This window comes from Vibrio sp. V08_P9A1T1, assembly GCF_963874405.1.
Lineage (GTDB): Bacteria > Pseudomonadota > Gammaproteobacteria > Enterobacterales > Vibrionaceae > Vibrio > Vibrio anguillarum.
Genome location: NZ_CAWNIB010000242.1, coordinates 1 through 24,708, shown reverse-complemented (window position 1 = coordinate 24,708; position 24,708 = coordinate 1). Strand labels below are relative to the sequence as shown.

At 46.3% G+C, this 24,708-nt stretch carries 22 protein-coding genes and 1 riboswitch; of the genes, 13 read left to right on the top strand and 9 right to left on the bottom strand.

Annotated features, from left to right (window positions below; all coding sequences use genetic code 11):
* Positions 1 to 404 (bottom strand): DNA phosphorothioation-dependent restriction protein DptF (gene dptF, locus AACT21_RS09895; protein ID WP_094164427.1); only part of this gene is annotated, 404 nt, incomplete at its 3' end.
* A gap of 438 nt (positions 405 to 842) precedes the next feature.
* Between dptF and AACT21_RS09890 the strand changes: the two genes are divergently transcribed.
* The 9 genes from AACT21_RS09890 (at position 843) to AACT21_RS09850 (ending at position 8,381) form a co-directional block, all read left to right on the top strand.
* The gene (locus AACT21_RS09890) at positions 843 to 1,205 is read left to right on the top strand and encodes a transcriptional regulator (RefSeq protein ID WP_228209387.1); all 363 of its coding nucleotides are present in this window, start codon (positions 843 to 845) and stop codon (positions 1,203 to 1,205) included.
* A complete protein-coding gene (locus tag AACT21_RS09885; protein WP_094164426.1) occupies positions 1,196 to 1,564 on the top strand; it encodes an SFCGS family glycine-rich protein in 369 nt (122 codons plus the stop codon). Before AACT21_RS09890 ends, AACT21_RS09885 begins: the two co-directional genes overlap by 10 nt.
* The gene (locus tag AACT21_RS09880; RefSeq protein ID WP_010320376.1) at positions 1,561 to 1,854 is read left to right on the top strand and encodes a DUF4312 family protein; all 294 of its coding nucleotides are present in this window, start codon (positions 1,561 to 1,563) and stop codon (positions 1,852 to 1,854) included. Before AACT21_RS09885 ends, AACT21_RS09880 begins: the two co-directional genes overlap by 4 nt.
* Positions 1,855 to 1,878: 24 nt before the next feature.
* Positions 1,879 to 2,655: a DUF4311 domain-containing protein gene (locus AACT21_RS09875; protein WP_017045612.1), complete on the top strand. Its 777-nt coding sequence runs from the start codon at positions 1,879 to 1,881 to the stop codon at positions 2,653 to 2,655.
* A gap of 10 nt (positions 2,656 to 2,665) precedes the next feature.
* On the top strand, positions 2,666 to 3,313 hold the full coding sequence (locus AACT21_RS09870; RefSeq protein ID WP_017045613.1) for a DUF4310 family protein: 648 nt from the start codon (positions 2,666 to 2,668) through the stop codon (positions 3,311 to 3,313).
* 45 nt (positions 3,314 to 3,358) lie between these two features.
* Positions 3,359 to 4,522: an amidohydrolase/deacetylase family metallohydrolase gene (locus tag AACT21_RS09865; protein WP_094164425.1), complete on the top strand. Its 1,164-nt coding sequence runs from the start codon at positions 3,359 to 3,361 to the stop codon at positions 4,520 to 4,522.
* Positions 4,506 to 5,630 (top strand): DgaE family pyridoxal phosphate-dependent ammonia lyase, encoded by a 1,125-nt coding sequence (locus AACT21_RS09860; protein WP_094164424.1) that lies wholly within the window; start codon positions 4,506 to 4,508, stop codon positions 5,628 to 5,630. The genes AACT21_RS09865 and AACT21_RS09860 overlap by 17 nt, the downstream gene beginning before the upstream one ends.
* On the top strand, positions 5,621 to 6,367 hold the full coding sequence (dagF, locus tag AACT21_RS09855) for a 2-dehydro-3-deoxy-phosphogluconate aldolase (RefSeq protein ID WP_094164423.1): 747 nt from the start codon (positions 5,621 to 5,623) through the stop codon (positions 6,365 to 6,367). Before AACT21_RS09860 ends, dagF begins: the two co-directional genes overlap by 10 nt.
* Positions 6,368 to 6,473: 106 nt before the next feature.
* Positions 6,474 to 8,381 carry a BglG family transcription antiterminator gene (locus AACT21_RS09850; RefSeq protein ID WP_254917222.1) on the top strand — a complete coding sequence of 636 codons (1,908 nt, stop codon included), beginning with the start codon at positions 6,474 to 6,476 and terminating at the stop codon, positions 8,379 to 8,381.
* A 199-nt stretch (positions 8,382 to 8,580) separates the two neighbouring features.
* Here the strand turns inward: AACT21_RS09850 and katG are convergent, their stop codons facing one another.
* Complete coding sequence (gene katG, locus AACT21_RS09845; protein ID WP_094164421.1) at positions 8,581 to 10,755, bottom strand: catalase/peroxidase HPI; 2,175 nt, start codon at positions 10,753 to 10,755, stop codon at positions 8,581 to 8,583.
* 304 nt (positions 10,756 to 11,059) lie between these two features.
* Complete coding sequence (locus AACT21_RS09840; protein ID WP_017046265.1) at positions 11,060 to 11,380, bottom strand: DOPA 4,5-dioxygenase family protein; 321 nt, start codon at positions 11,378 to 11,380, stop codon at positions 11,060 to 11,062.
* 216 nt (positions 11,381 to 11,596) lie between these two features.
* On the opposite strand from AACT21_RS09840, the gene AACT21_RS09835 reads away from it, so the two are divergent.
* From AACT21_RS09835 to AACT21_RS09825, 3 genes are all read left to right on the top strand, one after another.
* Positions 11,597 to 12,202 carry a DedA family protein gene (locus AACT21_RS09835; RefSeq protein WP_094164420.1) on the top strand — a complete coding sequence of 202 codons (606 nt, stop codon included), beginning with the start codon at positions 11,597 to 11,599 and terminating at the stop codon, positions 12,200 to 12,202.
* Between the two features lie 174 nt (positions 12,203 to 12,376).
* Complete coding sequence (locus AACT21_RS09830; protein ID WP_094164419.1) at positions 12,377 to 13,636, top strand: D-amino acid dehydrogenase; 1,260 nt, start codon at positions 12,377 to 12,379, stop codon at positions 13,634 to 13,636.
* Positions 13,637 to 13,934: 298 nt separating this feature from the next.
* Entirely contained in the window at positions 13,935 to 15,479 is a 1,545-nt protein-coding gene (locus tag AACT21_RS09825) for an alanine/glycine:cation symporter family protein (RefSeq protein ID WP_094164418.1), read from the top strand.
* 92 nt (positions 15,480 to 15,571) lie between these two features.
* Here the strand turns inward: AACT21_RS09825 and AACT21_RS09820 are convergent, their stop codons facing one another.
* The 5 genes from AACT21_RS09820 to guaB form a co-directional block, all read right to left on the bottom strand.
* On the bottom strand, positions 15,572 to 16,180 hold the full coding sequence (locus tag AACT21_RS09820) for an acetate uptake transporter (RefSeq protein WP_010320388.1): 609 nt from the start codon (positions 16,178 to 16,180) through the stop codon (positions 15,572 to 15,574).
* A 179-nt stretch (positions 16,181 to 16,359) separates the two neighbouring features.
* A complete protein-coding gene (locus tag AACT21_RS09815) occupies positions 16,360 to 18,048 on the bottom strand; it encodes a chitinase (protein ID WP_064624558.1) in 1,689 nt (562 codons plus the stop codon).
* 280 nt (positions 18,049 to 18,328) lie between these two features.
* A complete protein-coding gene (gene thiD / locus AACT21_RS09810) occupies positions 18,329 to 19,186 on the bottom strand; it encodes a bifunctional hydroxymethylpyrimidine kinase/phosphomethylpyrimidine kinase (RefSeq protein ID WP_094164417.1) in 858 nt (285 codons plus the stop codon).
* A gap of 100 nt (positions 19,187 to 19,286) precedes the next feature.
* A riboswitch (TPP riboswitch) is annotated at positions 19,287 to 19,397 on the bottom strand.
* Positions 19,398 to 19,446: 49 nt separating this feature from the next.
* Positions 19,447 to 21,000, bottom strand: a complete 1,554-nt coding sequence (gene guaA / locus AACT21_RS09805; RefSeq protein ID WP_017044245.1) for a glutamine-hydrolyzing GMP synthase — start codon at positions 20,998 to 21,000, stop codon at positions 19,447 to 19,449.
* Between the two features lie 81 nt (positions 21,001 to 21,081).
* Positions 21,082 to 22,545 (bottom strand): IMP dehydrogenase, encoded by a 1,464-nt coding sequence (gene guaB / locus AACT21_RS09800; RefSeq protein WP_026028100.1) that lies wholly within the window; start codon positions 22,543 to 22,545, stop codon positions 21,082 to 21,084.
* Between the two features lie 230 nt (positions 22,546 to 22,775).
* Here guaB and xseA point away from each other — a divergent pair, with 230 nt between their 5' ends.
* Positions 22,776 to 24,107, top strand: coding sequence for an exodeoxyribonuclease VII large subunit (gene xseA / locus AACT21_RS09795; RefSeq protein ID WP_094164416.1), 1,332 nt, complete (start codon positions 22,776 to 22,778; stop codon positions 24,105 to 24,107).
* A 4-nt stretch (positions 24,108 to 24,111) separates the two neighbouring features.
* Here xseA and AACT21_RS09790 read toward each other — a convergent pair whose 3' ends face one another.
* Positions 24,112 to 24,336: a zinc ribbon domain-containing protein gene (locus AACT21_RS09790; RefSeq protein ID WP_199871416.1), complete on the bottom strand. Its 225-nt coding sequence runs from the start codon at positions 24,334 to 24,336 to the stop codon at positions 24,112 to 24,114.
* Between the last annotated feature and the right edge of the window lie 372 nt (positions 24,337 to 24,708).

Below are 24,708 nucleotides of genomic sequence, written 5' to 3'. Positions count from 1 at the left end.
GCCCCTTCTTGCGCGTAATTACCCAGCATGCCGATATTGATACCAACAACAAGCGGTTTTTGATTTTTTTTAGTTTGAGTAAAACGTTCATCCAACGTCTGAATCGCTGTCTGGTTAGGACTAAAGCTGTGTGTCGCATCCAAATGAAAATCATGCGTCGCTTTATACTTTTGACTGTATTGCGTTAAGATCTCAGACTTGCCATCACCACTACTCCCACATAAGAAGATAATCTCATTAGATTTGGCAGACAAAAGTGCCTTTTTAAAATCAGCTTCAATATCCGTCTGAACATAAATATGTTTTTTGTAAGTTAAAAGATTGTCGTATTGATCATCGCGCTCAGTACTAACTGCAAAAGGAGATGATTTAGATAAAATGCTCAGAGCATCTAGTAAGGTCACAGTACTTCTCTGATCTTGATTCCAATTCTGAGAATCTTAAAACCCTGAGATTAATGATGCAATGCATAAGATTGTGTATGTCGATCTTAGTATGGTTTTTAGTGATAAAACGCATGCTTTCCTCTCAAAGCTATCCTCCGTTAATATTGCGTGCTTCCTGACGCTCGATTGGGAAAATAAACATAAAACCAAAATAACCGTCCGTTATTTTGTGACGGGCAGCAAATAAAGAGACGATAAATTTGCGCTTAAAATAGCGATTCAAATCACCTTTTCAGCGCATTTACTCCCATAAATCTTCTTCACACATCACATAAAACCGCGCGAATGTTACTGGCCACGGTTTATTTCCATTTGGAAGTGGAAATAGGGCTTATCCACCCTTGATCCCTTTTACGCTATTTTCTTCTCCAAGCTAAACATTTGGAGAATCCCACGGTGCAAAACTCTCAACCCATTAGCATGGATGATGCACAGATTATAGAGCTTGGCTTGTCGCTCACCGAACGAGCCATTGCCTTGCTTAATTCACACGCTATCTACCCCGATTCGCTACAGAAAAAAATGCTCGAAACACACATCAAAGCGATGGTTTGGCGCTCATTTAGCGGTGAATCGTTACCTGAACTCGATATGGAGATGTTTGATGAAATCTCTCCCATTTGTTTCACCTTGGCCGAGCAAGTGTGTCGTTGGATGGAGAACCTCGCTTATGAAGAAGCGCATCTGCTTTCGGTCCATTTTGAAGTGGCTAAAGAAAACGAATTAAACCCAACAGCAGGAGAAACAACATGTCAGTAATCAAAGTCGTTATTGGTGATCGCATGGGCAAAGGTCAGAAAGTAGGATCCGGTGCTCAAGCGGCAGGCGCTGAAGTGACCGTTATTCCCGGCATGGCCGCAGACATGAAGTTAGGTGATGTCATGCATCAGCAGCAAGCCGATTTAGGGATCTCTTTTTGCGGCAGCGGCGGCGCAGGTGCTATCACAGCGCAAACAAAATATGGCTATCAATGCCGTTATGGAATGCGCTCTGTTGAGGAAGGGATAACCGCGATCAATGAAGGCTGTGTGGTTTTGGGTTTCGGCTTTATGGATAAAGAAGAGCTGGGCGAAAAACTGGTGAAGGCGTTTGTGGCTAAGCATGGCGTCAAAGTATGAAAGAGCAGTTAACCACTAAGGTAACTGTGAGTGGCAAGGGCGAAACAAAGCAGCAGGCTTTTGCCGCGGCTTTAAGCCAAGTACAACCCACGTTACTTAAGAATAACGCAAAAGTCCTCCTCCGGATTGAGCCGTTAGACGTCAACGTTTTGCAAGCAGAAGAGAAAGTAAAGCGAGAGAAATTCCTTTTCTTCTTTCTTGCAAGAGATCGACGCCAATACAGCGTCAAGCTAGAGGTTACGGTCAGCCTGACCCACATCGATGTGGAACAGGTCGATTTCAAACGTTAACAGGTCACTATAAGGATCCCTGACATGTTTCTTATCATTCTCTTTAAGTCCATCATCATTGGTGGCTTAGTCGGTATCGGCGTTGGAGTAGGCGCGGCAAGGATGTTCCATGCTCCAACTATCCAAGGTATGGGTGCATTTCGTACTCTGGGAGAGTTGAACTCGTGTGAAGGCGACCCTGCCTCTCACTTCTCTTTTGGGCTTGGATTCTTCTTTAATGCTTGGGCCTCAACTGTTGCGGCAGGGGCATTCACTCAAGATGTTGACCACCGCATCATCCCGAACTGGGGCGCGGCGGCACTGATGATAAAAAACCGCGACCTTGCCACTACCTTGCATGATCCAAAACGAATGGGTATTGCTTGCGCCATTATCGGTGCAATTGTGGTTGCGTTTCTTAACTCAACGGCGGCGGCCGTTCCTGCGGCGCTGCAAGTCACGGCAGTAAAGGTATTAGTACCTGCGGCAAACTTACTGGTGAATACCGTTATGCCGGTTATTTTCTGGCTAGCGGCAATTGAAGCGGGTAAGAAATCGGGCTTTTGGGCCACTATCTTTGGTGGTTTAGCTCAGATGATTATGGGCAACGCCGTTCCTGGTTTGGTGCTGGGTATTTTGATTGGTAAAGGTGTTGAAGAGAGTGGTTGGAACAAAGTAACCCAGATCATGATGGCGGCGATTATTGCACTGTTTGCGTTAAGTGCTTTCTTCCGCGGGTTCGACATGAAATTTATCGAAGCTTTCCATATGCAAGTTCCTTTGTGGCTTGAAAACATCCATCTCATGATCAGTGGTAAATAAGGAGTTGACCATGGACGAAAAAATGAAACACAACTTTTGGTATGCCGACTGGTCTTTCCCGATTTTCGTGGGCTTGCTTTCAGCCGGGGTTTTTGCCGGAACGCACATGTACTACTTATACGGTGTCGGTGCTTTTAACGAAGTGGCGTTTGTTTCCATGCTGCGAGCAGGGATGGATACAGGCGCGTACGGTGCGGTGGCCGCTTTTGGTGCAAGCTTTCTGTTTGCACGCATCATTGAAGGTTCGCTCGTGGGCATTTTGGATATCGGTGGCGCAGTGCAAACCGGTGTGGGTTTAGGGATTCCAGCTTTACTACTGGGTGCTGGCATTGTTTATCCTCTTGAAAATTTCACCGCTTCGTTAATCACAGGCATGCTCGCTGGTTTGGCGATTGGTGGCTTAATTGTGCTGGCACGTAAATTCACCATTAACCAAAGCGATTCAACCTACGGTGCTGATGTGATGATGGGAGCAGGCAATAGCTCCGGCCGTTTTCTTGGACCATTGATCATTTTATCTGCGATGGCCGCTTCTATCCCGATTGGGATCGGCTCTCTAGGTGGCGCATTGATTTTCTATGTGTGGGGTAAACCGATTACGGGTGGTGCAATTCTCGGAGCAATGGCGTTAGGAGCTCTTTTTCCTATCGCACTGTAAAACAAGCTGGGGTTTAAATTCTACTGAGAATCGCTCTTCGCGCCGATGAGCGAAGAGCGTGAGATGCAAATTATGTATGACATCCTGATCAAAAATGCCCAACAAGCGGGTGGGTGTAGTATCGATATCGCCCTTCAGGGCAACAAAATAGCGGCGGTGGGCGATCTTGCTGGTTCATTGGCAAAACAGACCGTCGATTTAGATCATGACGTTTTTGTCAGTGCCGGTTGGATTGACGGCCACACTCACTGCTATCCGAACTCGCCTATTTATAACGACCACCCCGATAACGTTGGGGTGTCCGGTGGCGTGACAACTGTCATTGATGCGGGCAGCACAGGCACAAACGATGTGGATGATTTTGCGCAGCTTGCAGCGCAATGCACAACCCATGTGCACGCACTACTTAACATCTCGAAAATTGGCTTGTTGCGCCAAAATGAACTGGCCGATGCTAACGACATTGATCTGGATAGCGCAAAGCAAGCACTGCTTCGTCATCCCGAATTTATTGTCGGCTTAAAAGCACGCATGAGCGGTAGTGTTGTCGGCCACAATGGCTTAATGCCACTTCATGCAGCCAAAGCATTACAACAGCAATGCGGCTGCGTTCCATTGATGGTGCACGTCGGTAATGCGCCGCCAGATTTGGATGAGATTGTCGCTCTGCTGGGCAAAGGCGATATTCTCACTCACTGCTTTAATGGCAAGCCTAACCGCATTCTTGATTGTCATGGGGAAATAAAAAGCAGCGTTCAGCAGGCCAGAGCTCGAGGCATGAAACTTGATATCGGCCACGGCAGTGCCAGTTTCAGTTTTGAGGTGGCTGAGCAGGCCATCGCACAAGGGATTTTGCCCGATACGATCAGTTCTGACATTTACTGTAAGAACCGGCTCAATGGCCCGGTTTACGGTCTTGCCCACCTGATGTCGATGTTTTTTACGCTCGGATTATCCCATGAGCAGATCATTGAGCGCGTGACGAGTCAAGCAGCGCAAGCACTTCGCCTAGCGAAAAAGGGGCACTTAATTGCAGGCTATGATGCCGATTTAACGCTCTACACCATCAATAAAGCGTCGGTTAACTACACCGATACTCATCACCAGCATCGAACTGGACAACAGAGATTTACGCCTCTTGCTGCCATTATTGACGGCAAGCTTGTATTGACTGAACAAGGACAACAGCATTATGTCTTCCATTCTTGAAAAATATCACTTGAAACAAGTGATCAACGCATCTGGCCGTATGACAGCTCTTGGTGTTTCTACTCCGCAACCCGAAGTGGAACAGACTGTCTGTTTTGGGATGAACAACTACTTTGAAATGAGCGATTTGGTGAACAAAACCGGCCAATATATTGCTCGTTTGCTGCAAGTTGAAAATGCAGTCGTCGTCTCATGCGCTTCAGCGGGAATTGCACAGAGTGTCGCGGCAGTCATTGTGCGTGGTAACCCTTATCTGCTTGAGCATCTGCATGCAAAAACGCACTCGATCGCAACGGATATTGTGATCCCCAAAGGGCATAACGTCAATTATGGTGCCCCGGTTGGCAGCATGGTAAATCTTGGCGGCGGTAACCTGATTGAGGCCGGTTGGGCTAATGAATGCAGCGCAGAACAATTAGCCGCGGCAATCACCCCCAATACCGCCGCCATTCTCTACATTAAATCGCACCATTGCGTGCAAAAAAGCATGTTAACCGTGGCACAAGCGGCCAAAGTGGCTCAAGACCACCAGCTTCCGCTGATTGTTGATGCAGCAGCAGAAGAGGATCTACAACTCTATTATCAGCAAGGGGCTGATCTAGTTATCTACAGTGGTGCGAAAGCGATTGAAGGCCCAACCAGCGGTTTAGTGATTGGGAAACATCAATATGTGGAATGGGTTAAGCAGCAATCTGCAGGGATTGGCCGTGCCATGAAAGTCGGTAAAGAAGGCATTTTAGGCCTAACGCATGCCATTGAGTTGTACTTAAGCCGCCAACAAGAAACCGGCCAACAAATGGTGGATAAAATGACGCCATTTATCGAGGGGTTAAACCGTATTGAAGGGATAAGCGCGCGCGTGGTTTGGGACAGTGCAGGCCGAGATATCGCACGTGCAGAAGTGAGTTTTGATGCCAAACAATTTGGTATCAGCGCTAATGAAGCCGTCACACGCCTCCAAAATGGTAACCCAGCGATTTACTGCCGCGCTTACAAATCCAATGAAGGTTCAGTGGAATTTGATGTCCGCAGTGTTTCATCTCATCAACTTGAACTTATTCTTAGCGCCATGAACCAACTAAATCAGGAGTCATTAGAATGTCTTTAAGCCCTAATTTTTACGCTGACCGTGTATGTCTCAATGTGCTGGCGGGCTCTCATCATAATGCGATTGAAGTCTACCAAGCCGCAGAAGGCCATGTGTTGGTCGGTATGCTCTCGAAAGATTACCCAGATACCGCAAGCGCTGCGGCTGATATGAAAGCGTGCGCTGAAAAAATCGAGAATGCTTTATCGATTGGCCTTGGTGCAGGGGATCCCAAACAATCGGATATGGTGACGGCTTTAGCCGGAATACTACAACCTCAGCATGTCAATCAAGTCTTTACTGGTGTCGGGGCTACGCGTCAAGCGCTAGGTCAACATCACACTATCGTGAATGGTTTGATTTCACCATCAGGCACTGTTGGCTTGGTTAAAATCTCAACTGGCCCGAAAAGTTCCGGCATGGAAGAAGCGGTTGTTCCCGTTGATACGGCGATTGCCATGTTGCAAGATATGGGCTGCAGCTCGGTCAAATTCTTCCCAATGCAGGGGCTAAAATGCAAAGCTGAGTACCAAGAAGTTGCCAACGCCTGTGCTCGTCACCACTTTTGGTTAGAGCCAACGGGTGGTATTGATCTAAACAACTTTGAAGAGATTTTACGCATCGCTCTCGATGCTGGAGTCGAAAAAGTCATTCCACACATTTATAGCTCAATCATCGATGAACAGACCGGACAGACTCGCCCCGAGGATGTGAAAACCCTGCTGGCCATGACTCAAAAACAACTGGCACATTCATAACACCGACGCCGGAGCATGTGCTCCGGCATAACAAAGCGTTGGCTATCTATTGCCTTTAGTGCATTTTACCTTTTAGATAGCGCTGTTCATGCTGGAATAGGAATCGATGATGTACAAGCTACCGCACCCTCGCCTAATTCATTTGTTGGATGCTGTATCCGCCTCGCCTTTGACTCAGGACGAACTTGCGCAACGGCTTAATGTTTCGACACGCACCATACGCACCGATGTCGCGCTGCTCAATAATGTGATGGTCAATCATGGCGCACATCTTCTCCACCAGCGCGGTTCCGGTTACCAACTCAATATCTACAACCCATCAACTTTCGAGCATTTTTTGTCGAGGGTGCAAAATGCAGAAACGATTCCAAGGACCAGTAAAGAGCGCATCATCCAGATTCAAGTACTGCTATTAACGGCAGAACAAGGCGTAAAAATTGACGAATTGGCCGAGACATGGAATCTAAGCCGCACCGTTATTCAAAATGATATGGTTGATGTACGCAGCCAACTGGCCACGTTTGGTTTATCGATTGAAAGTAAACCTCGTTTGGGCATGCAGATCCAAGGCCCAGAAATGGCGATTCGCTCCCGTTTAACCCAACTTATCTACATCGAACAAAAAGAGACAAAACAAGCTCTGGGCTTTATTAGTACGATTTTCCCTGAAAAATCTCAGCAAATTTTTGCAGCGCGCTTTCGTGAAGTGTTGACCAACCATACACTCTATATCAATGATATTGGGCTGCGTTGGTTAACCCTTTATGCTGCCGTCACACTGCACAGGCTCGCGTGTGGCAAAGAGCTTACCGAATTTTCTAAAAACGATGTTCATGAAACGACGCTACCAATTGCCAAAGCGTTATTTTCTGCGCTACCGATGCTGTTACCCGCCAATAACCATGAAATTGCCGCCTTGGCGATTCACATTCAAGCGAGAATTGCGACGAATCAAGCACTCCTTAGCCAGAGTGTACAGCATGAAGCCGATGCTCTAGTCACTCACATCTTTGACTATATCTATCAAAATTACCCTTACGATGTGCGTGACGATGCACTATTACGCCGCGATCTTCACAACCACGTCTGCCATATGATCATTCGTGTCAAACATCATGTCGCCACAATTAACCCATTGGCCGAGCATATCAAACAGCACTACCCACTCGCTTACAGTATTACCTTATCGGCCATCGCAGACTGGATCAGAGAGACGGGTTACTGCATGACACAGCACGAAATAGGCTATCTTGTGATTCACATTGGTGTGGGGCTTGAACGTAATTACCATTTAGGTCACCGTACACCCAAAGCGCTCCTGTATTGCGACGCCGGTAATGCCGCAACACTTGGGCTAGAAGCGATCATCCGCCGCCAGTATCCGCAATTGGATATGAAAACGGTTTATTCCCCTGAACAGTTGATCACTGCTGATGCCACGCAAGCGGACCTCATTATTACCACCATGCCCTTAGCCAATAGAGAGATTCAGAGCTTTGTGGTTGACCCCTTCCCTACCCAACATCAATTGGAAGAACTGGGCAAACAAGTGTTGGTTGATCGCACGCACTCTTATCTTTTGGATAAGTATTTTTCCAAGGCTCAATTTCTCTACCTTGATGACGTCATTGAGCAATCACACCTCTTTGAACAGGTTTGCTCGCATCTTGAATCAACGGAGTTGGTAGAGGAAGGATACCGAGCTTCACTGCAAGAGCGAGAGAGTTTGGTTTCAACCATGATGGGCGAATACATTGCTCTACCTCACTCAATTGAACTCTTTGCTAAACGTTCGATGGTTTACACCGTCGCTGCACCGCGTGGAATTGAATGGGGCAATGGTGAAAAAGCCTATCTGATCTTTTTCCTCGCCTTAAGTAAATGTGACTATGAAGAGGCGATGGGGCTGTATGATCTTTTCCAAGTGCTGATTAATAAAAAATTAGGCAAAAGTCTGTCGCAATGCGAAACCTTCAAGCACTTCAAAACACTGGCGCATCTGGAATTACAATAAAATATATCGCTGTGTGATGCTTCCTAGATGCCCTCTATTTTTTAGATACCATCTGTTTTTAGGTTCCGTCTGTTTTTAGAAACACTCGTTTTTTGGGGACTAGTCTCTTTTATAAACAAGCCGTTTAGAGAGAAAACCGAGGCACAACAAGGCCCTCGCTAAGAGGGCCTTAATATCAAGATTACTGAGTGAAGAGGGTTTACAACACGTCGAAGCGATCGGCGTTCATGACTTTGGTCCAAGCAGCGACAAAGTCTTTGACGAACTTCTCTTTGTTATCGTCCTGCGCGTAAATTTCAGCGTATGAGCGCAAAATGGAGTTTGAGCCAAACACCAAATCAACACGAGTCGCTGTCCATTTTGTTTTACCGCTCTTACGCTCAACCATATCGTAAGAGTTACGGCCTGTTGGCTTCCAAGTGTAATTCATGTCGGTGAGGTTAACGAAGAAATCGTTAGTCAACGCCCCAACACGGTCTGTCAATACACCATGTTGACTGCCGCCATAGTTTGTACCGAGCACTCGCAATCCACCAATCAATACGGTCATTTCTGGGGCGGTCAGGCGCAATAGTTGCGCTTTATCTAACAGCATCTCTTCTGGGTTAACCACGTAATGTTTCTTTTGCCAGTTACGGAAACCATCCGCCAGTGGCTCAAGCACATCAAACGATTCCACATCCGTTTGTTCAAGCGTTGCATCACCACGCCCTGCAGTAAAAGGCACAGTAATATTAACGCCTGCCGCTTTGGCCGCTTGTTCAACACCAAGGTTACCCGCCAAAACAATGGTATCGGCGATACTAATACCCGCTTCAGCGGCAATTTTCTCCAGAACAGCCAACACTTTGCTGAGTCTTTCTGGCTCATTACCTTGCCAATCTTTTTGAGGAGCCAAGCGAATGCGTGCACCGTTAGCGCCACCACGTTTATCGGAACCACGGAAAGTACGAGCACTATCCCATGCGGTGCTGACCATCTCACTGATGCTTAAGCCGCTGGCTGCTATTTTTGCTTTGACTGCATCCACATCATAATCTTTACGACCTGCGGGGATGGGATCTTGCCAAATGAGATCTTCTGCCGGAACATCAGGGCCAAAGTAGCGCGCTTTAGGCCCCATATCACGGTGAGTAAGCTTAAACCAAGCTCGCGCAAACACTTCAGAGAAATACGCTGGGTCTTTGTAGAAGCGCCCTGATATCTTGCGATATTCAGGATCCATCTTCAGCGCCATATCGGCATCGGTCATCATGGGGTTATAACGAATGCTTGGGTCTTCCACATCAACCGGTTTATCTTCCTCTTTGATGTTGATTGGCTCCCACTGCCACGCGCCAGCAGGGCTCTTCGTCAGTTGCCATTCGTAGGTAAACAACAGGTGGAAGAAGCCGTTATCCCACTGGGTTGGGTGCGTAGTCCATGCACCTTCAATACCACTGGTGACGGTATTACGGCCAATGCCGCGGCTGGTGTGGTTATTCCAACCCAAGCCTTGTTCGTGCAAGTCCGCCCCTTCAGGATCTGGCCCTAAGTTCGCAGCGCTACCATTACCATGCGCTTTACCCACCGTATGGCCACCCGCTGTCAGCGCCACGGTTTCTTCATCATTCATTGCCATGCGCTCAAAAGTGACGCGCATGTCATGTGCGGTTTTCAGCGGGTCTGGATTACCGTCAACGCCTTCAGGGTTTACATAAATCAGGCCCATCATCACGGCAGCAAGCGGGTTTTCTAGATCACGCACACCGGAATAGCGGCTATTGTCTCCGCCACTTGGCGCTAGCCACTCTTTTTCTGAGCCCCAATAAGTGTCTTTTTCTGGGTGCCAAATATCTTCACGACCAAAAGCGAAACCAAAGGTTTTAAGCCCCATGGATTCATAAGCCATATTACCCGCCAAGATCATCAGATCCGCCCAACTGATTTTGTTGCCGTATTTTTGTTTGATTGGCCACAATAAGCGACGAGCTTTATCTAAATTGGCGTTATCAGGCCACGAGTTAAGCGGAGCAAAACGCTGGTTGCCAGAGCCCGCACCACCGCGACCATCTGCAATTCGGTAAGTACCCGCGGAGTGCCATGCCATGCGGATCATCAAACCGCCGTAATGCCCCCAGTCGGCAGGCCACCACTCTTGGCTATCGGTCATTAGTGCTTTGAGATCTTTTTTCAAGGCATCAACATCCAATGTTTTTAGCGCATCGCGGTAATTAAAATCCGCCCCCATTGGGTTGGTTTTCACGTCGTGCTGGTGAAGAATGTCAAGATTCAGTGCTTTTGGCCACCAATCCATGTTCGATAGTTCAGCAGAGGTTACTCCGCCGTGCATGACAGGGCATTTACCGCCCGAATTCATACCTTTATTCTCCATTGCGTTCTCCTTGCTTCGCATTACTGCGGCTATTTAAGTGTGCTTGATTTATTCTAAAAACACTCAGCACGGTCGATATTGGCTGAACATTCACTGTATTAAATTCAAATGCAACAAAACTTAGAACAACATCATGTATATACAATAACAACGAGAGGTGATGAGCCTGCGGTCACGACTTGTTCGAAAAACCTTTTTCTTCAAAACCTTGCCACGATTATTGTTTCTGCTGCGTTCTGTACAGACTAGACAAGATGAGCATTAAACACTAATTCACTGTGGCTATTAATTTGATAGGCATCCTCTAACGCAATACGGCTAAGTTCACCCCTAAAGTCTCTCCTAACCACAGAACTTGTCCCTCAGAATGGTCATACCTATCGTCTCCAGAAACCGGATGGATCAACACGCTAAGACCTTCCCGATGTTCATCTAGCCACTCAATAAATCCGTGGCTATTGTCAGCAAGGTGTACTTCAAACATCGGCTTTAAGTGCGGGCCAACAAGCCTTGGCACTAAGCCAAACATGGCTTGTACATCATGTCGTTGTTGGGCAATTTTTTGTTGTACGCGTTGTGCTTTCGCTTGCTCTGCGAGATCAAAATAAACATGGGCATGAAACATAAAATAACTCCTCTTGATTTTTAAGCAGTGTACTACGCCAAAAGAGCATAGAAACCACAACAAATTTGCTGATGATTTTCAGCTAATTTGAAGGTACTAACCACAACGTATTCTATTTTAAGAGCCAAGAAATGGGCATTATCACACGATGACGTTGATTCAAACGAAGAACCAGCGTATTAAATAACCTCAAACTTACGATGGTGGATACCCGCTTTGCAACCTATCAATCAACTGCTTCTCTCAATGCAGCCGTTATTGGAACAGTACGGCTACCTAGCACTGATCATCAGCATCTTTTTCGAAGGGATTGGCATTCCGATGCCCGGCCAATCGCTCATGATTGCCTCGTCCATTTTGTCATCCAATGGCATAATGAATTTCTCTCTTGTTATGATTGTATCGTGGCTAAGCTGCTTTATTGGTAATAGTTGCGGCTATCTACTCGGCTATTATTTTGAGGGTTGGTTGGATAAAAAAGGCTATATTTCAGGGGCTAAATTTCAAAAACTGCAAAGCGCTATTCAAAAATACGGCCCGATTTGCTTAATCATCAGTCGCTTTGTTGAGGGGATGAAACAATTCATGCCATTAGCCTGCGGAGTGGCGAAAATGCCCATCAGAGTATTTTTACTGGGTAACGTGCTTGCCACCACGGTTTGGGTCGCGGTCTTTGGTTTACTCACCCATTTTGCATTTGAACATCTTCACCAAATCAGCCACTTTTATTCTGCTTACCGCTATTGGATCTGGGCAATGGCCGCTATCACTTTTATCGTTATGATTTATGCAGTATTGAAACATAGACACACTCAGCGCTGATAGCGACCTGTCTCTGACTTCATTTCCCCCCTTCTGTCATCACCACATAAAAATAAGTGCAGGGGCTAATGATTGTGTTTCCACTCAATTTGATGTTTGATGTTGCCATTATGTGAACATTTACACCAACTCTGAATGTGCTCAGAGAACACTAAGGTGATTTAAGGAGACAACATGGACGTAATCGTCTTAGGCAGCGGCGTCATCGGGCTAACCAGCGCATGGTATTTATCACAAGCGGGCCACCGAGTAACGGTGGTGGATCGCCAATCACAAGGTGCAAAAGAAACCAGTTTTGCTAACGCAGGGCAAATATCTTATGGCTACTCTTCCCCTTGGGCTGCACCCGGCATCCCACAAAAAGCATTAAAGTGGCTGTTTGAAGAGCATGCACCGTTGAAAATAAAACCGTCTATCGACCCACAGCTGTTGGCGTGGATGGGTAAAATGTTATTGAACTGCCAACAGGATCGTTACAACATCAATAAAGCCCGAATGCTGGCGATTGCCAATTACAGCCGCGTTTGTTTGGCTGACCTGAATCAGCAACATAACCTGCAATATCAAGGCCGTCGGCTTGGAACGTTGCAAGTATTTCGCAGCGAAAAACAGCTACAAGCGATACAAAAGGACATCAAACTACTCGAGCAAAGTGGGATTCGTTATCAGCTTCTTGATGTCGATGGGTGCATTAAGCAAGAGCCGGGGCTTGCTCTTGTACGCGATAAATTGCGAGGTGGTTTGTACCTCCCCGACGATGAAACCGGGGACTGCTATCTGTTTTGCCAACAATTAACAGAGCTCGCGAAAAGCCGTGGGGTGCAATTTCTGTTTGATACACAAATAAAAACATTAACCACTGAAGGCAAAAAGATCATCGCTGTCCAAACCGATAAAGGTGAGCTAAAAGCAGACAAATATGTCGTCGCACTCGGCAGTTACTCTACCGCTTTACTGGCGACATTGGGTATCTCCATTCCTGTTTATCCAGTGAAAGGGTACTCACTAACGCTGCCGATTGTCGATGCCGAATTGTCCCCACGTTCAACGGTAATGGACGAAACATATAAAGTGGCCATCACTCGTTTTGAGGATCGAATTCGTGTCGCGGGCACGGCAGAGTTAGCCGGGTTTGATCCTGCCTTGCCTGATGCGCGCAAAGCAACCATTGCAAAAGTCGTGACCGATCTCTTTCCTCAAGGCGGTGATTTAGCACAAGCTGAATTCTGGACAGGCTTTAGACCAATGACGCCTGACGGGACTCCGATTATAGGCTCCACTCCATTTGAAAACCTCTACACCAATACCGGACATGGAACCTTAGGGTGGACGATGGCTTGCGGATCTGGACAGCTTCTTGCCGACATTGTCAGTGAGCAAACTTGTGCTTTACCAATTCATGAGTTGAATCTCTCGCGCTACCTCATCAGCTAGTCACAATAGAAAATGCTTATTATTAGCTAAACCTTAGTGGAAAGTTATTATGCATAATGATTCATCCGAGAGGATTTAATTTCCAACCTTTCGGGTGACCAACCCATATGCGCTGAAATTTTAGCCAATTCTAATTAACCCACCTATTATTTAACATTTCATTAGCATTTTGTGTTCCTCATCACGCTAACGATTATTCACAGATAAATAAATTAACATCTAAGTTACAAAAAGATTAATATGTTGCCCACAAAGCAAACACAACACTCACCAAAACTACTAAAACAGGGAAATGCATATGCAGTCATTTGTTGATTTTCTGAATGGAATAATCTGGAGCCCGGCGCTAATTTATTTATGCCTTGGTGCGGGTTTATTCTACTCAATTGTGACCCGATTCGTTCAGGTCCGTCACTTTTTTGAAATGTGGCGACTTCTTCTTTCCGGAAAAAGCTCAACCAAAGGGATATCCTCTTTCCAAGCTTTGGCCGTTTCACTTTCGGGACGCGTCGGTACGGGTAATATTGCAGGCGTAGCCGCAGCAATTGGTTTTGGTGGCCCTGGTGCTATTTTCTGGATGTGGGTAGTGGCCTTTTTTGGTGCCGCGACTGCTTATGCTGAATCAACTCTGGCACAAATTTATAAAGAAGAAGATGAAGGTGAATTCCGTGGTGGCCCCGCTTATTACATCGAAAAAGCGATGGGACAAAAATGGTATGCATGGATCTTCGCCATTTCCACCATCTTTGCCTGTGGTGTGCTTTTACCTGGCGTGCAATCCAACAGCATTGGTAATGCCGTAGAAGCGGCTTTTGGGGCTGGCCCAATCATTGAAACCACTATCGGTAGCTTCACTTTTGCTAAGATTTTTACTGGTACCGTAGTGTCAATTATTTTAGCTTTCATCATCTTTGGTGGTGTTAAGCGTATCGCTAACTTCACACAGGTCGTGGTGCCATTTATGGCTTTGGCCTATGTCATTACTGCGTTTGTTATCATCCTGCTTAACATCAATGAAGTACCACGTATTTTTGCCATGATCATTGGTGATGCGTTCACACCAATGGCAGGTATTGGTGCTGCGATTGGTTGGGGGGTAAAACGAGGTGTTTACTCAAACGAAGCAGGCCAAGGTACTGGACCGCACGCTGCGGCTGCCGCGAGTGTTGATCACCCAGCGCAGCAAGGTTTAGTGCAAGCCTTTTCTATCTACATTGATACTTTGCTGGTCTGTTCCGCAACCGCGTTCATGATTCTGATCACTGGTGCTTATAACGTACACGGCGGCGCAGAAGGTGCATTTTTAGTACAGAACATCGCGGCGGATATTAGTGCCAATGGCCCAGTATTTACCCAAATGGCGATTGAGAGCGCACTACCGGGCGTGGGTAAACCTTTTGTTGCGTTTGCTCTGTTCTTCTTCGCCTTTACCACGATTTTGGCATACTACTATATTGCTGAAACGAATATTGCTTACATTCGCCGCACCTTTAAAGTCGATGGCCTGATGTTCCTTCTTAAAGTAGTGATCATCGCAACGGTATTCTACGGCACAGTGAGAACCGCGAACCTTGCTTGGGCAATGGGTGATGTGGGCGTGGGTTTGATGGCGTGGCTAAACATAGTCGGGATTTTGATCATCTTCTTTATGGCTAAACCAGCTATTGCAGCACTCAAAGATTATGAAGAACAACAAAAACAAGGTGTCGATGAGTATCTTTTCAACCCAGTAAAACTCGGCATTAAGAATGCGACATATTGGGAAGGAAAATATAAACGCAAAACGGGACAAGAACCAACCGTAGAAGAAAGCTCCGTGGGTGTTGAACAACCATCATCCTAACGGATTAGCTAAGCTCATCAGCAAAAAGCATTCAAGGTAAACGTAAAAAGGGTTAGCAAACGCTAACCCTTTTTCTTTTTCATCAACCCGTATTAGGCTGCGATTTCTTGTGTCGTCAACTTTTCGACAACAGCGTTTTGCGCTTTCTTTTCACCAATCGGTAAAATAACACGGCCATATTCATTATTCAGAACTTGAGCCATTGCAAAATAAATCGCACTTGCGCCACAGAAGATGCCTTCAAAGCCAGCAATCGTGCCGATAAGCTCGCTACCAGTGAAATCACGCGCAGCTAGTAAAGCAAATAGAATGGTCAGTGAGCCGAATACCACTTGTTTAGCACGTGGGTAGCACAATGAACCGATAAACATGAAACCAGTGAAAATGCCCCACAACGCTAAGTACCAACCCATAAAGTGAGCAGGGCTTGCTGGTAGTCCCATGTATGGCATGACAATCAGGCCAACCAATGTGAGCCAAAATAGGCCGTAAGAGGTAAACGCTGTGGTACCAAAAGTGTCACCACGTTTGAAACACATGATACCCACGATGACTTGACTTAAACCACCGTAGAAAATACCCATCGCCAAAATCATAGAGTCGATAGGGAAAAAGCCTGCGTTATGGATATTAAGCAGGATAGTCGTCATGCCAAAACCCATTAGGCCTAGCGGCGCTGGATTGGCCAATTTAGTAGACATTCGCGAGTACCTTAAAAAATGTTGATAAAAATTACGCGCGGATTTTAGTGGAGTAGCACACAAAATGGAAAGAACGTTAACGAAAACTAAGATTGTAAATTTAACCACTTGATTGTTCAAAAAGAGAGCAGAGCAACCGAATTCGATCGTGCTGCTCTCCTTTTGCTAAATGTTACTCTCTATTGACAGTTTATTTCATCCCAAAACCAGTTACTTTGCGTGGGTGATTCCCATACTCCGGGGTTATTTTTAGCCATAAAACACTTTCCATTATGCGTAATTTTATCGCCATTTTTTGCAACAGTAACCCCTGCAACCCAGCTTGAAAAATCACTGCTTGGTGGCGTAGGCTCTGGCGTGACGGGCGGTTCTGGCTCATTAACCACTGGTGGTGGCTCAACAGGGTCAGGTGTTGTGGGCGCTGTTGAGCCACCTGTAATAAGCTTCCAAGGATCACCTTGAGTGGGTTCATTACCTTGTGACCACCACTTAGCTTCATAAGTAGCGCCTTTATAGCTCACCTTATCGCCCGTATTATATACCTTTGTCGCTTCCCAACCGACGATGCCATCCACTGGCGGCTCTGGTGGCGTACCGGGATCAATCGCATCCACAACACGCACTTGGGGCCAGCTAGAATGTGAACCATAAAAGTTAGTCACACATTTTTCGTAATCACCAGCAACAAGGGCTGAATACGCGGTTTGGAAACCAACCAGTTCACATTCAAACGAGTAGCCACCTGGACGATCAGAGTAATATTTCCAATTACCATCCCAGTTGGTATACAGCACATCCGTCGCACCGTTCAAATTTAAGCTACCGTAAGGCGTTTGCTGCCAACAGGTATTCTTTTCATCAGACTCAATCGGTATTTGATAATGATCGGCTAGCCCTTCCCAGTAGCGAATACGATTAACCGGTTGACCTTTATCTTTGTTCTGTTCACCGCACTCAATGCCGCCATTGATAACGTTAATTGTGGTGCCAAAACCATAGCCAATACCAGCATCGCTTTCACGTTGCGAAGGTGTCCATGTACGGTCAATTACGTGCAACATTGCCGGTTTCGGTGCTTGAGGAGTTAAGAAGAACCAAATCGCTGAGGCTAAATTCAACCAAGAATCCGCTACTAATCCGGGGTTATTGAGCAGTACTTTGGCATCACCATCAAACATCACTTCAGAAAAAGCGCCATAGTTGAAATGGTAAGAGAGCTGCTTCGCGCCTCGACCAAAATAACCTTGCCCAGCAGCGCACGGCCAACGAGCATTTTGCCAATCATTTTGGCCACAACCGGTTGTGTAGCCACTTTGCCCTTCAGACCAACCCATTTCACGCACATGAACCAATGCTTGCTGCCATTCTTCAAGCCTATTCGGGTTATCAGATACGTTATCTTTCGCAATGTGACCACCCGTTTCTTGTGAGAAATGGGCAAAAGCCGTCACAATGGATTTTTTACAAATTGCGTCAGAATCTCGGCCATCCGTATATTCGCCACAAAACGCGGGGAATTTGCCAATTGCCCGTAAGAAGCGTGTGTAGGTGTATTCGGGAGCCGCCATTTGAGTTAAGAAATCCCACTCGTACTGTGGAAAAACTCGTTCAACACGCTTGACGTTTTCAGGGTTAGAACTTAAACCCGGTACTATTGCTTCAACAATCGCATTCGAACGCGTTTCTAGTGCTTTCGACCAGATGGCATACATAGGATCCGCTGTTTTGGCTTTTTCTGCCGCTTGCAGCTCTACTTTAGAGACAATATAACCCGCGGAATTTTCAGGGTCAGGTAAGATATTTAACGCGTAACTGTTTGCGGCTAAGACACTGCTAATCAGCACGGCTAAATGCTTTGTTTTCAACATATCAATCCCTTATTTTTTGCTTAGTGGGTACGGTGAAAATAGTATGGATAGCCGAGCCATTGTTGACAGTGAAACTTATTAATTAAATGTCAAAATGCGAGTGGTTTCATCATGATGTAAACCAATTATCGTACGGCGACATCGCCCTTTGAAGGCAAGTCGATAAATATGCAAAAGCCTCAAAAAAGCTTGAGGCTTTTAGAGTTCAATCTATTTTTCATCAGGTTAAGTGAACAACCAATGCCTCAAATTTCTCAAGCATCATCGCACCGGCAATGGCTTAGCGCACATGAGCGTGGCCAGTAAAAAAGTGATGAACTGGGCCGCGACCTTGGCCAACATCCAGCTCATCGGCATAGCCAATGGCTTGCGATATGTACTGCTTAGCCAAATACACGGATTTGTGCAGGTTATTTCCTTGAGCAAGATAAGAAGCGATCGCAGAAGAGAGAGTGCAACCCGTCCCATGGGTATTTTGGGTTGGAAAACGCTTCGCACTGAGTAATTCTGACGAAGATTGCATGATCAAAAGATCGTTGCTGTTTTCATCTTGTTCTAAATGCCCACCTTTTAGCAACACCGCCTTTGCACCCAACGCTCGTAAATCAGCCACCATGTCGTTCATTTCTGCTTCAGATTGAGGAACCGGCTTGCCAATAAGTACTGCTCCCTCAAGTAAATTGGGGGTAATGATATCAGCCAAAGGGATCAACATTTCTTTTAATGTACTGATTGCCGATTGCTCAAGTAATAAATCACCACTGGTCGCCACCATCACGGGGTCAATCACAAGACTCTTGGGTTGGTATTGCTGCATTTTTTTGGCAACGATCTTGATGATACTGGCATCGGCTAGCATGCCAATTTTAACGGCCACGATCTTCAAGTCGCTAAAGACGGCATCTAACTGGCTTTCGATGTGATCAAGTGGAATGGGGAAAATGGCGGAAACGCCTTGAGTATTTTGTGAAGTAATGGCGGTAATAACGGAACACGCGAAACTGCCAGTTGCCGATATCGCTTTGATGTCGGCTTGAATGCCAGCCCCTCCACCGCTATCAGACCCTGCGATGGTGAGTACAACAGGTATGTTTAATAGCGTCGTTTCTTGTGTGTGTTTCTGTATTGGTTGTGCCATGGTCGCTCCTATGACAAGACATACAGGAACTGACTTTGACCGTGGTTTGGAAAGTTCGGTAATCGAATTTACAAAGGTTAGCCGTTGTTATTCGGCTCGTGACAAAGTGCTCATAGTTCCCTACGTCAGTATTAACTGAATCAGGTTCGACGGGTCTCGAATTTCGATCTCAGCCGATGCAGAATCTGCATCGGCTCCCCGACTATTTCGCAGCAATCATAACAGGGCACTCACCGAAGGAGTACGCTTTTTTAGAGGAATTATTCCCACTCAATGGTGGCTGGTGGCTTACCTGAAATATCGTAAACCACACGAGAAATACCATTCACTTCATTGATGATACGGTTAGAAACCTTACCCAAGAACTCATAAGGCAGGTGCGCCCAATGTGCTGTCATAAAGTCAATGGTTTCCACTGCGCGTAGCGATACAACCCAATCGTATTTACGCCCATCACCCATAACGCCTACCGAACGAACAGGTAAGAAAACCGTGAAAGCTTGTGACACTTTGTTATACAGATCAGCGGCATGCAGCTCTTCAATGAAAATAGCATCGGCGCGGCGCAGCAAATCACAGTACTCTTTCTTCACTTCGCCCAACACGCGTACGCCAAGGCCTGGACCAGGGAACGGATGGCGGTAAAGCATGTTGTAAGGCAGACCAAGCTCTAGGCCAATCTTGCGTACTTCATCTTTGAAAAGCTCACGCAGTGGTTCAACCAATCCCATTTCCATATCATCAGGCAAACCGCCAACGTTATGGTGAGATTTAATAACGTGCGCTTTACCTGTTTTAGAGGCAGCCGATTCAATCACATCTGGGTAAATCGTGCCTTGCGCAAGCCATTTCGCATTTTTCAATTTCTTTGATTCTTCATCGAAGATATCAACAAACACATGGCCGATGATTTTGCGTTTCGCTTCCGGATCAGACTCACCTTGCAGTGCGTTGAGGAAACGATCTTCTGCATTAACATGAATGATGTTTAAGCCAAACTTGTTGCCAAACATATCCATTACTTGCTGAGCTTCATTCAGACGCAATAGGCCGTTATCAACGAATACGCAGGTTAATTTATCGCCAATCGCTCGGTGAGCCAGCATCGCCACAACTGACGAATCGACACCACCCGATAGGCCAAGGATCACTTCATCGTCGCCGACTTGCTCTTTAATACGAGCAACCGCATCTTCGATGATAGACTCAGCCGTCCATAGACGCTCACAACCACAAACGTTGAGAACGAAATTCTCAAGCATTTTTAGACCGTTTTTGGTGTGCGTGACTTCTGGGTGAAATTGCACGCCATAATATTTTTTCTCTTCATTCGCCATTGCCGCATAAGGACAAGTTTCCGTTTGCGCTGTTTTCACAAAATCAGCCGGAATTTGCACCACTTTATCACCGTGGCTCATCCAAACGTCTTGCGTTAGCTCAAGGTCGCTAAACAGGGCCGATTCACCCATTAGCTGTACAGCTGCATAACCAAATTCACGTTCCTCAGAACTGGCCACTTTTCCGCCCAACTGTTCAGCCATGGTTTGCATGCCATAGCAAACACCAAACACAGGTACGCCAGAATCAAACACATATTGTGGCGCACGCGGAGAGTTGGCTTCAGTCACGCTTTCAGGACCACCAGAAAGAATAATGCCATCTGGGTTGAATTCACGGATGTCTGCTTCTTCAACATCCCAGCTCCACAGCTCACAATAAACACCGATTTCGCGAACACGGCGGGCAACCAGTTGTGTGTACTGAGAGCCGAAATCTAAGATCAGAATACGTTGGTCATGGATATCTTTAGTCATTTAAGGTCAATCTCAATCATTAATGTAGTGGATGGGGAACATCGCGCTCCCCATAAGCTTCAAGCTATTCGTGGTTCGTCATTAACCCAAGCGGTAGTTTGGCGCTTCTTTGGTAATTTGAACATCATGCACGTGTGACTCTTTCATACCTGCACCAGAGATACGAACAAACTCGGCTTTAGTGCGCAGATCTTCGATAGTGGCCGAGCCAGTTAAGCCCATGCTTGAGCGTAAACCACCCATTTGTTGATGAACGATCTCTTTTAGACGGCCTCGATAAGCGATACGACCTTCGATCCCTTCAGGTACAAGCTTGTCAGCTGCATTGTCAGATTGGAAATAACGATCAGAAGAGCCTTGAGACATTGCACCCAGCGAACCCATACCGCGGTAAGCTTTATATGAACGGCCTTGGAACAAAATAACTTCACCCGGAGCTTCTTCAGTACCCGCAAACATGGAGCCGACCATCACGCAAGATGCACCAGCAGCAATCGCTTTACAAATATCGCCAGAAAAACGAATACCGCCATCAGCAATCACAGGAATACCGTATTGATCAGCCACTTCAGCTGCATCAGAAATCGCCGTAATTTGAGGTACACCAACACCCGTTACAATACGCGTTGTACAGATTGAACCCGGGCCAATACCGACTTTGACCGCGCTTACGCCCGCGTCAATTAGAGCTTTCGCACCGGCACCCGTTGCAACATTACCGCCGATAATATCGAGATCAGGATAAGCGGCGCGCGTTTCACGAATACGGTTAAGTACACCTTCTGAATGGCCATGAGAAGAGTCAATCAGTAGAACATCCACTCCTGCTTCCACTAATGCTTTTACGCGCTCTTCATTGCCAGCACCGGCACCAACAGCCGCACCAACACGTAAACGCCCTTGTTCATCTTTACAAGCATTCGGTTTGCGTTCTGCTTTATGGAAATCTTTCGCGGTGATCATACCCGTCAGTTTGAATTCATCATTCACTACCAAGACTTTTTCAACACGCGCTTTGTGCATGCGCTCTTGTACATCCTGACGAGATGCGCCCTCTTTAACTGTGGCTAAGCGATCTTTTGGTGTCATGACTGCTTCAACTTTTTTTGTTAAATCAGTAACAAAGCGAATATCGCGGCCGGTGATGATACCGACAAGCTCATTGTGATCGCTCACCACAGGGAAACCGGCAAAACCATGTTTCTCTGTCAAAGCAATCACATCTTGAATGGTTGCATCAGGGCGAACTGTTACTGGCGCAGTGACTACACCCGCTTCAAAAATTTTGACAAGACGGACTTGTTCAGCCTGCTCTTCAATGGGCATATTTTTGTGGATAAAACCAATACCACCCTCTTGGGCAAGAGCGATCGCAAGGCGAGCCTCTGTCACTGTATCCATAGAAGCTGAGATCATCGGAATATTCAGTGCGATATTTTTGGTCAGCTGAGTATGGAGATCGGCTGTGTTTGGGAGAACGGTGGAGTGTGCTGGTACGAGAAGAACATCATCGAATGTCAGCGCTTCTTTGGCAATTCTTAGCATTTGCAATATCTCACAATTAAGAGGAGTGAATAAAAGGTAAATCCAAGTTGTCTCAATTTGCCCTAATACACAATGAACAGGATAAATCGATTTGGATTTGATATTGCGGTCGGATTATACGCCCGAGGTAATCGCTTGACCACTCATTTTTTCATTTTTAATTTGCATTCCAACCCTTGATATGTATTATATTGCCGCTAATTTCCATACCCTCGTCTAGGGGATTAGCCTTGCCTTCTTTGACCAACGAAAACATCTACACTGTCTCTCGTCTCAATGCTGAAGTACGCCTGTTACTTGAAAATGAAATGGGCATTGTGTGGCTCGTTGGTGAAATATCGAACTTCTCCGCTCCGGTTTCTGGCCATTGGTATCTCTCACTCAAAGATTCTCGCGCACAGGTAAAATGTGCGATGTTCAAAGGCAATAATCGCTTTGTGACATTCAAACCTAAAAATGGCCAGCAGGTACTTGTTAAAGCGCGTCTTTCTCTTTATGAACCCAGAGGTGACTACCAAGTCATTATCGAGAGCATGCAACCCGAAGGGGATGGTCGTCTCCAGCAAGAGTTTGAAAAGCTGAAGATGCAGTTGGCCGCAGAAGGGCTGTTTGCACAATCCAATAAGCGCCCCTTGCCGGAAAATCCTCAATGCGTCGGAGTTATTACTTCAAAAACTGGCGCAGCCCTGTTTGATATTCTTGATGTGCTCAAGCGGCGCGATCCAAGCTTGCCCGTCATCATTTATCCTACACTGGTTCAAGGCGAACAAGCGGCCATTCAAATTGCTCAAGCAATTGGTAGAGCAAATGCGAGGCAAGAGTGTGACGTATTGATTGTGGGTCGCGGTGGCGGTTCTTTAGAGGACTTATGGTGTTTTAACCACGAGATCGTAGCGCGCACAATTGCCGCTAGTCAGATCCCAATTATCAGTGCCGTCGGGCATGAAATCGATGTGACGATTGCTGATTTTGTGGCTGACGTACGTGCCCCAACCCCCTCCGCTGCTGCAGAATTAGTCAGCCGAGACAACAGTAATAAGCGACAAGCTTTCGCCTCATACCAGCACAAGCTACAAAGTGCGATGCGCTATTACACCAGTCAACAAGCGCATCATTTACGCGCTTTGGTTCACGCGCTAGAGAAACAGCACCCCACTTACCGCTTGCAGCGTCAAAGCCAGCAACTTGATGACACAGAAATGCGCCTACAGCGGGCGATACAGCGCTATATTTCGACTCAGCGCGAGCACATTGGCCAGCAATACCATCAACTGCAGTTGCATTCTCCCGTACAAACCTTAGCGAAGCAGCAGCATCGACTAGCCAAAAGCGAGCAACGATTGCTGGACGTAATGGAGAAAAAACTCCTGCGCACAGCACACCGTTTAACGCTAGCTGCAGAGAAGCTTGACGCAGTAAGCCCATTAGCGACACTAAAACGAGGCTATTCGATCACGCGAGATAGCTCAGGCAAAGTGATTCACCGCGCTCGTGATCTAAAAACCGGCGATCAATTGATCACGCGAGTGGCGGATGGCGAAGTTTTCTCTACCGTTAATTAATCACTTAATCTTGTGCTTGAAACTCAAATCGAATCTTAGATTTTGATTTGAGCTCATTGCATGAGTTACAGAAAAAGTTTGCCGCGCCACACGCCTGCAATTTCTCCAGCTCAGAATCACACTCAGGGCAAAAACCAATTTTGTTAAAGTGATGTTTGCACTGAGCACAATGGTAACGCCCATCCCACGCCAGTGGATTTTGGCAACAAGGGCAAAGATTTTCCTGCATATTAATCCCATCTCTCTTTGTGTCTTTCACATAACATCTTTCACATAGTGTGATTTTGGTAGATGTTTTATATCGTTCGTTTTAATAGATAGCTCGTTTGCGTAGATAGATCGTGCATGTGATAGCCGACACTTCATCAAACGGCACGTATGGTCTCGGATTATCGAGAGTTCAGCTTTGATCTCTATCACAATACCTTTAGGCTCACCAACCACCTCATACACATTAGGCTATGATCGATAAAAGATCTCAGCCTGATCATTTGCTTTATCTGCTCCGTTCAGCGATCTACTCTCAAAAGAACATTTATATAACCACACACCGAAAGCATAAGTTACATATTCTGCATATGGATTTATAACGATACAAAAT

Excerpts from the sequence above, each read along its gene's own strand:
- dagF (WP_094164423.1), top strand. The coding sequence starts at position 5,621 with ATGTCTTTAAGCCCTAATTTTTACGCTGACCGTGTATGTCTCAATGTG.
- AACT21_RS09870 (WP_017045613.1), top strand. The coding sequence starts at position 2,666 with ATGGACGAAAAAATGAAACACAACTTTTGGTATGCCGACTGGTCTTTC.
- katG (WP_094164421.1), bottom strand. The coding sequence starts at position 10,755 with ATGGAGAATAAAGGTATGAATTCGGGCGGTAAATGCCCTGTCATGCAC.
- AACT21_RS09815 (WP_064624558.1), bottom strand. The coding sequence starts at position 18,048 with ATGTTGAAAACAAAGCATTTAGCCGTGCTGATTAGCAGTGTCTTAGCC.
- AACT21_RS09830 (WP_094164419.1), top strand. The coding sequence starts at position 12,377 with ATGGACGTAATCGTCTTAGGCAGCGGCGTCATCGGGCTAACCAGCGCA.
- AACT21_RS09820 (WP_010320388.1), bottom strand. The coding sequence starts at position 16,180 with ATGTCTACTAAATTGGCCAATCCAGCGCCGCTAGGCCTAATGGGTTTT.
- guaA (WP_017044245.1), bottom strand. The coding sequence starts at position 21,000 with ATGACTAAAGATATCCATGACCAACGTATTCTGATCTTAGATTTCGGC.
- AACT21_RS09880 (WP_010320376.1), top strand. The coding sequence starts at position 1,561 with ATGAAAGAGCAGTTAACCACTAAGGTAACTGTGAGTGGCAAGGGCGAA.
- AACT21_RS09875 (WP_017045612.1), top strand. The coding sequence starts at position 1,879 with ATGTTTCTTATCATTCTCTTTAAGTCCATCATCATTGGTGGCTTAGTC.
- AACT21_RS09790 (WP_199871416.1), bottom strand. The coding sequence starts at position 24,336 with ATGCAGGAAAATCTTTGCCCTTGTTGCCAAAATCCACTGGCGTGGGAT.
- thiD (WP_094164417.1), bottom strand. The coding sequence starts at position 19,186 with ATGGCACAACCAATACAGAAACACACACAAGAAACGACGCTATTAAAC.
- guaB (WP_026028100.1), bottom strand. The coding sequence starts at position 22,545 with ATGCTAAGAATTGCCAAAGAAGCGCTGACATTCGATGATGTTCTTCTC.
- AACT21_RS09850 (WP_254917222.1), top strand. The coding sequence starts at position 6,474 with ATGATGTACAAGCTACCGCACCCTCGCCTAATTCATTTGTTGGATGCT.
- AACT21_RS09885 (WP_094164426.1), top strand. The coding sequence starts at position 1,196 with ATGTCAGTAATCAAAGTCGTTATTGGTGATCGCATGGGCAAAGGTCAG.
- AACT21_RS09860 (WP_094164424.1), top strand. The coding sequence starts at position 4,506 with ATGTCTTCCATTCTTGAAAAATATCACTTGAAACAAGTGATCAACGCA.
- AACT21_RS09840 (WP_017046265.1), bottom strand. The coding sequence starts at position 11,380 with ATGTTTCATGCCCATGTTTATTTTGATCTCGCAGAGCAAGCGAAAGCA.
- AACT21_RS09825 (WP_094164418.1), top strand. The coding sequence starts at position 13,935 with ATGCAGTCATTTGTTGATTTTCTGAATGGAATAATCTGGAGCCCGGCG.
- AACT21_RS09865 (WP_094164425.1), top strand. The coding sequence starts at position 3,359 with ATGAGCGAAGAGCGTGAGATGCAAATTATGTATGACATCCTGATCAAA.